Genomic DNA, 7,174 nt, shown 5'->3' on the forward strand with positions numbered 1-7,174 from the left:
AAAACCTGTCAGTTAGCTAATCCGTATGGTGCAATTCTTCCCGAACGACTTTGCGCACGGCATCCAGCAAGGATTCCCGTTCCATGGATTCTCGCAATGTACGGTTAATCAGCGTCTGGTATCCGCGTTGCCCCGCTTTTTGGCGAAAGTAGTCAAGAACATCTGGGTCAATCAGCATATTGACCTGCTTTTTTCGTAAGTGAGCACGAAAAGCGGCTTGGCCTTGTTCGCTATTCATGGATTCACCGCCTTTCAGCCAGCGGCCTTCCGGGTGATCCAGTTCTTCACCGGTTAATTCCTCAGCGTCGTCTTCATCTATCCAGACGTTCGCGGTAGATTTTGATTTCACGCTCATTACATTTCCTCATTGAAATAATCCGTCGGGTATCCCCACGTTGTGTGTACACCACGGCAACCATCCGGTTTTTTAGGAATCCGATACAAACGGTACGCGTTTCGCCATAGTCTTTGCGCGTATCGGGAAACTCAAAGGTGACATCGGCAAACACTTCTACGCAATCTGCGAAGTCCAGTTCCCGATGCGCGAGAGTGGCCTGCCGTTTTTCTTCATCCCAATCCAGATTCATATTGATTATTATGTTGATGCCTCGTTTCGTCAAGGTGAGAGGGTTTAGATTTCATACCCCAACAACCCCAGATTCTTGCGCATTTCATCTTCCAGCCGCCGCCCTTCCGCCAACTGTTCGGATAGTTCTTGGGTCAGTCGTGCCATCTTTTCTTCAAAGGGTTCGTCGTCTTCATCCTTGGCCGCAGCACCGACATAACGCCCCGGTGTCAGGACGTGGCCATTCTTGCGGATGTCATCCAGACTGGCTGCTTTGCAGAAGCCGGGAATGTCTGCATATTCCCCCGGACCATCACCGCGCCAGTTATGGTAAGTATCGGCAATTTTCTGAATGTCTTCGTCGCTCAGTTCCCGATGGGTGCGGTCGGCCATGAAGCCCATGTTGCGGGCATCAATGAACAGCACTTCGCCGGTGCGTTCAAACAGTTCCTTGCCCGCCATACCGTGTCCGTCATCGCGGTTCTTTGCCAGAAACCACAGGCAGACGGGTATCTGGGTGCTGTAGAAAAGCTGACCAGGCAAGGCCACCATGCAATCCACCATATCCGCTTCAATGAGATTCTTGCGGATTTCGCCTTCACCGCTGGTATTGGATGACATGGACCCGTTCGCCAAGACAAAGCCCGCTACACCATAAGGGGCCAAATGGTGAACCATGTGCTGCACCCAGGCGAAGTTGGCATTACCCGTGGGTGGTATCCCGTATTGCCAGCGTTTATCTTCTCTGAGCAGGTCGCCACCCCAATCGGATATGTTGAAAGGGGGATTGGCGAGAATGTAATCCGCCCGTAAATCAGGATGCAGGTCTTTGTGAAAGGTATCTGCGGCTTCCACCCCCAAATCGGCTTCAATACCCCGAATGGCGAGATTCATCAGGGCCAATTTCCACGTATTGGGATTGGATTCTTCCCCGTAAACACTAATGTCGCCCACTTTGCCGCCGTGGGCTTCAATGAACTTTTCACTTTGTACGAACATACCACCGGACCCGCAGCAAGGGTCATAGATGCGCCCTTTATACGGGGCCAACATGGTGACCAAGGTTCGGACTACGGATGCTGGGGTGTAGAACTCACCACCGCGTTTGCCTTCGGCACTGGCAAAACGGCCCAGAAAGTATTCATAGACCCGCCCCAAGGTATCGCGGGCCTGATGTTCAACCGTTCCTAAACCAATGGTGCCGATGAGGTCCACCAGTTCGCCCAGACGCCGCTGATCCAGTGTAGGACGGGCATAACCTTTGGGCAGGATGCCTTTGAGTTTGGGGTTTTCTTTTTCGATTTCGGTCATGGCATCATCAATGCGCTTGCCGATGTCCGTTTGTTTGGCGGCTGCTTGCACTGCTGCCCATCTGGATGACGCCGGAACCCAGAACACGCCTTCTGCCGTGTATTCATCGCGGTCTTCGGCGGCGTAAGTCCCGGCTTCTTCCCGAATGATTTCCGTATATCTATCGGCAAAGCGGTCCGAGATGTATTTCAGGAAAATAAGGCCCAGCACCACATGCTTATAATCAGCAGCATCCAGATGGCCGCGTAGCTTGTCGGCAGTGGCCCAAAGCTTGGATTCAAGACTGCTGGTGTCTTCGGCTTTCTTCTTGGCTGGTCCTCGTGGCATGGTGCTTCCTTTTGATTGTTTGGATGGTTATAGCACAGAACCCCCTTATCGTCAGGATAGGATACCGCACAAATACGGATAATTCAGATGATGCTACATGATTTTAACGGTCACGATTTTCTGGATAGCCGCATCGTGATAAATTCCCGCAATGACTAACGTTCACCCATTCCCCGCTGGCGGTAAATCCGCCAAACCCTTGCGCAAGAAAAACCGCCGACCGAAAAGCAGTGATAATGCTTATGGTCCGGCGCTGCTGCTGCAAGACTTCGATGATATGCCGGTAGATGTGCTCGACGCGCTTATTCAGGCGGGTAGCCTGTACCTTGCACAGTCCGGTCTGGAATCCACTGAGGATGAATTGGCTTCCCCTTGCGCCCAGTTCTTGCGGACCATTCACGGCATGAACGCCTTGACGGAAGCGGCCAATGTGTTGATCTACGAAGCGCAGAGATATCCAGAATTAACGGATGAGGAAGCCGTGGATTGGCTGCTTCAACGGACCAAATCCACACACAAGGTCATGCGCAAGCTGGATAAAATGCTTCCAACGGATGAGTTCATTCTTTCTTCAAACAGTTTTGGTCCGGACTTCATGGCGGAATATGCCACCAATGCTGCCATGCTGGTGGTCAGTTATTTTGCGGAAGACCTTCTGGTGTACTATGACGAAAATTTCATCCGGACCAAGAAGGACCGGCGCAAGGTGATGATGCTCGACTATAGGGATGCCTATCGGGAAGTCATTCAGGATTGCCAGATACACGTAGGCGCTCATGGCTTTCTGATGACAGAACTGGCCTCTGCACAACGCGCATTGAATAAGGTGCTGAAAGAACTATGACCGTAACCAAAGCAGAAATGGCGCATGCACTGGTGGACGAAACAGGTTTGACCTACCTGACCAGTCTGGAATTGGTGAACAGCCTGTTTGATACCCTGCGGGAAACACTGGCGTCCGGTGAGGACGTGAAGTTGTCCGGCTTTGGGACTTTTACGTTACGGGAAAAGGCTGCCAGACCGGGGCGGAATCCCAAGACGGGTATTCCCTGCAAGATTACGGCCAGACGGGTGGTGACGTTTAAGGTGAGCCTGAAGGTCAAGGAACGCACAGAGTAGCCCTATCGTGGTTGTACTCTTTTGGTGGTGCTTGTTATTCATTTGGGTGGTTCATGCCACCGAAATATCAAGCTATAGCTTTACACCATGCCCTTTATCTGGCGTTCACTCTATCCTATTAAAAACATAATCACTAAAAATTTAGTAATGCAAACTGACTGATTTTTTTCTGCCGTAACCTAATCATTTGGTTACCAGGGTGGAGCCAGTATGGTGCCAGCACTACCGTTACCCTAATGGATCGTCGGAAAGCGTACCGTCTGATAGCAGACCAAGGCGGTAACTGGTCATTCAGCAAACGGAAAGAGAATGGCATCATCTGCTGCTTATATATCTGCAAAAGCAGGCTTACCAGTCGTCGAGAATGATTGGCCTAGCGGATCGCACACGAATCAATGGAAGGACCGGAGATGTAGAGAAAATGAAAATATCATATACTATTTACATCTTTTATTGAGAATCGGAGAGATGATATGCGCCCATCACTCGCGTTTGAACTGCATCGCAATGCTGTGCGCGAAGCCGTAAGCCGATTTCCCACAACGAATCCACGTGTTTTTGGCTCATCCATACGCGGTACGGATGAGGACGGCAGTGACCTTGATCTACTGGTCGATGCGCTGCCAGGGGCAACATTGTTCGATCTAGGCGACTTACAATGCGAACTTGAGTCTTTGCTTGGCGTCCATGTTGATCTGCTTACCCCTGCAGACTTGCCGCTGAAATTTCGCGCCAAAGTGCTTGAGGAAGCGCGACCGGTATGAGCGAGAACCGACTACCTGACTACCTTGATCATATAAAACAAGCGGCGACTGATGCTTGTGGCTTTGTAGAAGGTTTGAGTAAAGTCGATTTCATCAATGACAAGCGCACTCAGCAAGCAGTTGTTATGAATCTCATCATCATTGGTGAGGCCGCAACGAAAGTGATGGACATATACCCAGCGTTTGCGGAAGAACACACCGAAATACCTTGGCGAAGTATGCGCGGGATGCGCAATCGCATCGCCCATGGTTACTTCGACATTAATCTCGACGTGGTTTGGGATACAGTACAGACGGCGCTGCCGGAATTGGCGGCACAACTTCTATCGCTGTTCACTAAAAATGATCTCTTTTCAGCGAAATCGGTCATTCCTGCCAGTGCGGAAAAGGAATAATATCAGGGTAGCTCAAAAAACTTGCTTTCCTGACGGATGTTAGCCTCAAAAATCATGATTCAGGACATTTCCATACGGATTTTGTAGCAAACGGCGTTTTTAAGGCCATATTTCCATGATTTTCCGCATTACGGGCAGACTACGGCCTTGAGCTGCCCCCTTTCGAGAAAGGTCAGGCGCTTGATGTTGTAGGTCACGACCATCATAGTCATCGCGAAGCTTGCACGTACCTGGCCGATGGTCCGAATACGCTTGCCACCCATTTGTTCTATGGCTGCAAATATGTGTCCTACCCGCGCCCGTACTTTGGCGATGTTGTGGTTTCGCCCATTTGGAGAGGAGATTGTTACGGCTGCCTTTGCGCTGGATACATCCCTGTTGTCAAAAAGTGCTGGTGATTAGCCAGTTTTAGCAGAAAGCAGCGTCTCGATTATTAACCCTTGTATATTGAAAACCGAAGTATATCTCTACTACACCAAATATTTCAGAGAACTAACGATTCATATTCCGCAATATAGGCCGATAAAAACCTGATGCTGACAGATGACAAAGAGTGACGCTGATTAACAGGCTGAGTACATAATGGCGCTTTGCTTTGGCTCAAGTGCTCACTTCTCATTTTACCAATCAGGGCTTTCGGTGGCGGTTGCACCAATCCGGTGTATGTCCGGGATCAAACTGGCACCGTTTCGGTGCACCCGTATCTATTTATTTATTAATATATCTATTGGTTCTAAGGTGATGTTGGTAGCTTAAGCCGTGCACTACCCTACATCTTATTCGCCCTAGTGGGATTTCAAAATCTGCCTCACTCTGATCGGAGAGTAATCCAGTTTAGATGTCACGGAAACGACCGATTATCGCGCATTGCCAAAAGTTGTGGTTTCAGGCGCAGAATTTGTAATTTATCCCATTATCTATTCTCTGTTACGCGAACGGTTTGGAGTTTGACTATATAAACCCCCGCCTTCGGCGACCCCAAGGGGTGCAAAGATCCGGCGGGGCGAAGTATGGCACAAGGTTTTACTTGTTCGTTAGCAGTAATTGATAAAAAAGTGGCATCGTAATTGTCATTCAAAGATTAACTATCCGTGCCTCTTTCACCGCCGGAATAAATACCCTTGGGTCGGTGGTGAGTGGAGCGATACGACGGAGCAGATAATGGTTAATCCGCATAAAATAAGTGTGACTTAATTTGGTGCCAGATTGACTCTATATAGGTCTACTTGTTCAGATAAAAAATAATGGCATTATGCATATATGTGATATCGGTAAGGTGAGGAGCAAGAGCTAACCATCGCTACGCTTTAGGCTATTCTTGGTCAGGGTTTCACCCCGACACCCCCAGCACGCCTGCACTTCGTTTGCGTGCTTCAATCTGGTCATTTTAATGGATGATAGGTGCTGTTATGGATATAGATATTTCGCGGAATCGTCGTACTGGTCCGGTGCCCATCGCTGCCGAATTTAAGCGTGTTCACTCCGTAAATGTTCGGCTTAATGCTTCCGAACTTTCCGAGCTTGATTCGTCGCGTGGTCCATACCAGCGTGCGGCATTTCTTCGCATGGCGGGCATCGGCAAATTGCCGCCTGCCATTCCTGCCATTAACCGCGAGGCGTGGACGGCCTTATCTACGGTTATCTCAAACCTGAATCAATACCAACGTGCCATCAACTACGGTTTAATCAGGCATACGAAATCCGAGCCAATTCCATCGTTTGTCTTGGAAGACTTGATTGATCAGGTTCAGGCATTGCGTCGGGAGTTGATGGGAGTGAGTGAAGATTCAGATGATGGGCCGGAGGATGATGACGAATGAAAGGGATGCGTAAGATTAGGCGTGGCAAGGGTTTTCGTGGTGTCTTAAATTATGTTTTCGGTCGTGACAAGTCACATAAGGAGGAACCTGGCAAGCTAATCGGCGGCAACTTGTCCGGAACCGATCCTCGCACTCTTGCACAAGAATTTGGGATTACTAGAACACTTCGCCCAGAGATCGAGAAACCCGTCTGGCACAACAGCCTAAGACTTCCGGTAGGTGAATCAGTGTCAGATGATCAGTGGGTGCAAATTGCTGATGAATATATGCGTGAGATTGGGTTCAGCGAACTGCATCCGCGTTGTTATGTGCTGCATAACGATAAAGAGGGGCAGCATATACATATCGTAGCCTCGCGCATTGCGCTGGATGGATCGCTGTATTTGGGCAAAAACGAAAACCTTATATCTACGCGGATCATCCAGCAGATCGAGATTGACCACTTATTAACTATCACGAAAGGCCCAGAATATACAGAGGACAAAAAAATAAAGATGCCGGATGTTAAGTTGCCTAGAAAGGATGAAATCGAGAATGGTTTGAGATTAGGCATAAAGCCGCCGCGTTTAGCCTTGCAAGAGCTACTTAATGAGTCCACTAAAGAGCCCAAGGCTGTTATGCAGTTCGTGGAGTTCCTAGAATCAAAAGATGTTGGTGTGGTGCCTAATTTAGCCTCCACAGGGAAGCTTAACGGCTTTTCTTTTGTTTATGGTGGTGTGAGTTTTAAGGGGTCCAGTTTGGGCGACAAGGGTTCCTCGTCATTTCAAGTGGGTAGCCTGAGATCCAGCTTGCCCAGGATCAGGTAGGCCATGTTGATAAAGTTCTTGTGCGTGCGGTAACCCCGAGCCTTGGCCTTGGCGGATTGAATGAGGC

Annotated in this window: 9 protein-coding genes and 1 pseudogene; 6 read left to right on the forward strand and 4 right to left on the reverse strand. The window is 49.3% G+C overall.

Annotated elements, in window-relative coordinates; all coding sequences use genetic code 11:
* Window positions 1-16: 16 nt before the first annotated feature.
* From HJG40_RS05730 to HJG40_RS05740, 3 genes are read right to left on the reverse strand one after another with little or no spacing between them, the layout of a single operon-like run.
* A complete protein-coding gene (locus tag HJG40_RS05730; protein ID WP_215863296.1) occupies window positions 17-355 on the reverse strand; it encodes a BrnA antitoxin family protein in 339 nt (112 codons plus the stop codon).
* On the reverse strand, window positions 312-587 hold the full coding sequence (locus HJG40_RS05735; protein WP_215863297.1) for a BrnT family toxin: 276 nt from the start codon (window positions 585-587) through the stop codon (window positions 312-314). Before HJG40_RS05735 ends, HJG40_RS05730 begins: the two co-directional genes overlap by 44 nt.
* Window positions 588-631: 44 nt before the next feature.
* A complete protein-coding gene (locus tag HJG40_RS05740; RefSeq protein WP_215863298.1) occupies window positions 632-2,203 on the reverse strand; it encodes a class I SAM-dependent DNA methyltransferase in 1,572 nt (523 codons plus the stop codon).
* Window positions 2,204-2,354: 151 nt separating this feature from the next.
* Here HJG40_RS05740 and HJG40_RS05745 point away from each other — a divergent pair, with 151 nt between their 5' ends.
* The 4 genes from HJG40_RS05745 to HJG40_RS05760 all read left to right on the forward strand — a co-directional run bounded on the left by HJG40_RS05745 (window position 2,355) and on the right by HJG40_RS05760 (window position 4,481).
* Window positions 2,355-3,047: a hypothetical protein gene (locus HJG40_RS05745; protein ID WP_215863299.1), complete on the forward strand. Its 693-nt coding sequence runs from the start codon at window positions 2,355-2,357 to the stop codon at window positions 3,045-3,047.
* Complete coding sequence (locus HJG40_RS05750; protein ID WP_215863300.1) at window positions 3,044-3,322, forward strand: integration host factor subunit alpha; 279 nt, start codon at window positions 3,044-3,046, stop codon at window positions 3,320-3,322. Before HJG40_RS05745 ends, HJG40_RS05750 begins: the two co-directional genes overlap by 4 nt.
* A 473-nt stretch (window positions 3,323-3,795) precedes the next feature.
* The gene (locus HJG40_RS05755) at window positions 3,796-4,086 is read left to right on the forward strand and encodes a nucleotidyltransferase family protein (RefSeq protein ID WP_215863301.1); all 291 of its coding nucleotides are present in this window, start codon (window positions 3,796-3,798) and stop codon (window positions 4,084-4,086) included.
* Window positions 4,083-4,481 (forward strand): HepT-like ribonuclease domain-containing protein, encoded by a 399-nt coding sequence (locus HJG40_RS05760; RefSeq protein ID WP_215863302.1) that lies wholly within the window; start codon window positions 4,083-4,085, stop codon window positions 4,479-4,481. Before HJG40_RS05755 ends, HJG40_RS05760 begins: the two co-directional genes overlap by 4 nt.
* A gap of 128 nt (window positions 4,482-4,609) precedes the next feature.
* Here the strand turns inward: HJG40_RS05760 and HJG40_RS05765 are convergent.
* Window positions 4,610-4,850 (reverse strand): annotated as a pseudogene (locus HJG40_RS05765) (IS5/IS1182 family transposase); the annotation flags it as partial.
* A 1,040-nt stretch (window positions 4,851-5,890) separates the two neighbouring features.
* On the opposite strand from HJG40_RS05765, the gene HJG40_RS05770 reads away from it, so the two are divergent.
* The gene (locus tag HJG40_RS05770; RefSeq protein ID WP_215863303.1) at window positions 5,891-6,301 is read left to right on the forward strand and encodes a hypothetical protein; all 411 of its coding nucleotides are present in this window, start codon (window positions 5,891-5,893) and stop codon (window positions 6,299-6,301) included.
* Window positions 6,298-7,107, forward strand: a complete 810-nt coding sequence (locus tag HJG40_RS05775) for a relaxase/mobilization nuclease domain-containing protein (RefSeq protein ID WP_215863304.1) — start codon at window positions 6,298-6,300, stop codon at window positions 7,105-7,107. The genes HJG40_RS05770 and HJG40_RS05775 overlap by 4 nt, the downstream gene beginning before the upstream one ends.
* The last annotated feature ends 67 nt before the right edge of the window (window positions 7,108-7,174 follow it).

The sequence above is a fragment of the Acidithiobacillus concretivorus genome (assembly GCF_018853445.1).
Lineage (GTDB): Bacteria > Pseudomonadota > Gammaproteobacteria > Acidithiobacillales > Acidithiobacillaceae > Acidithiobacillus > Acidithiobacillus concretivorus.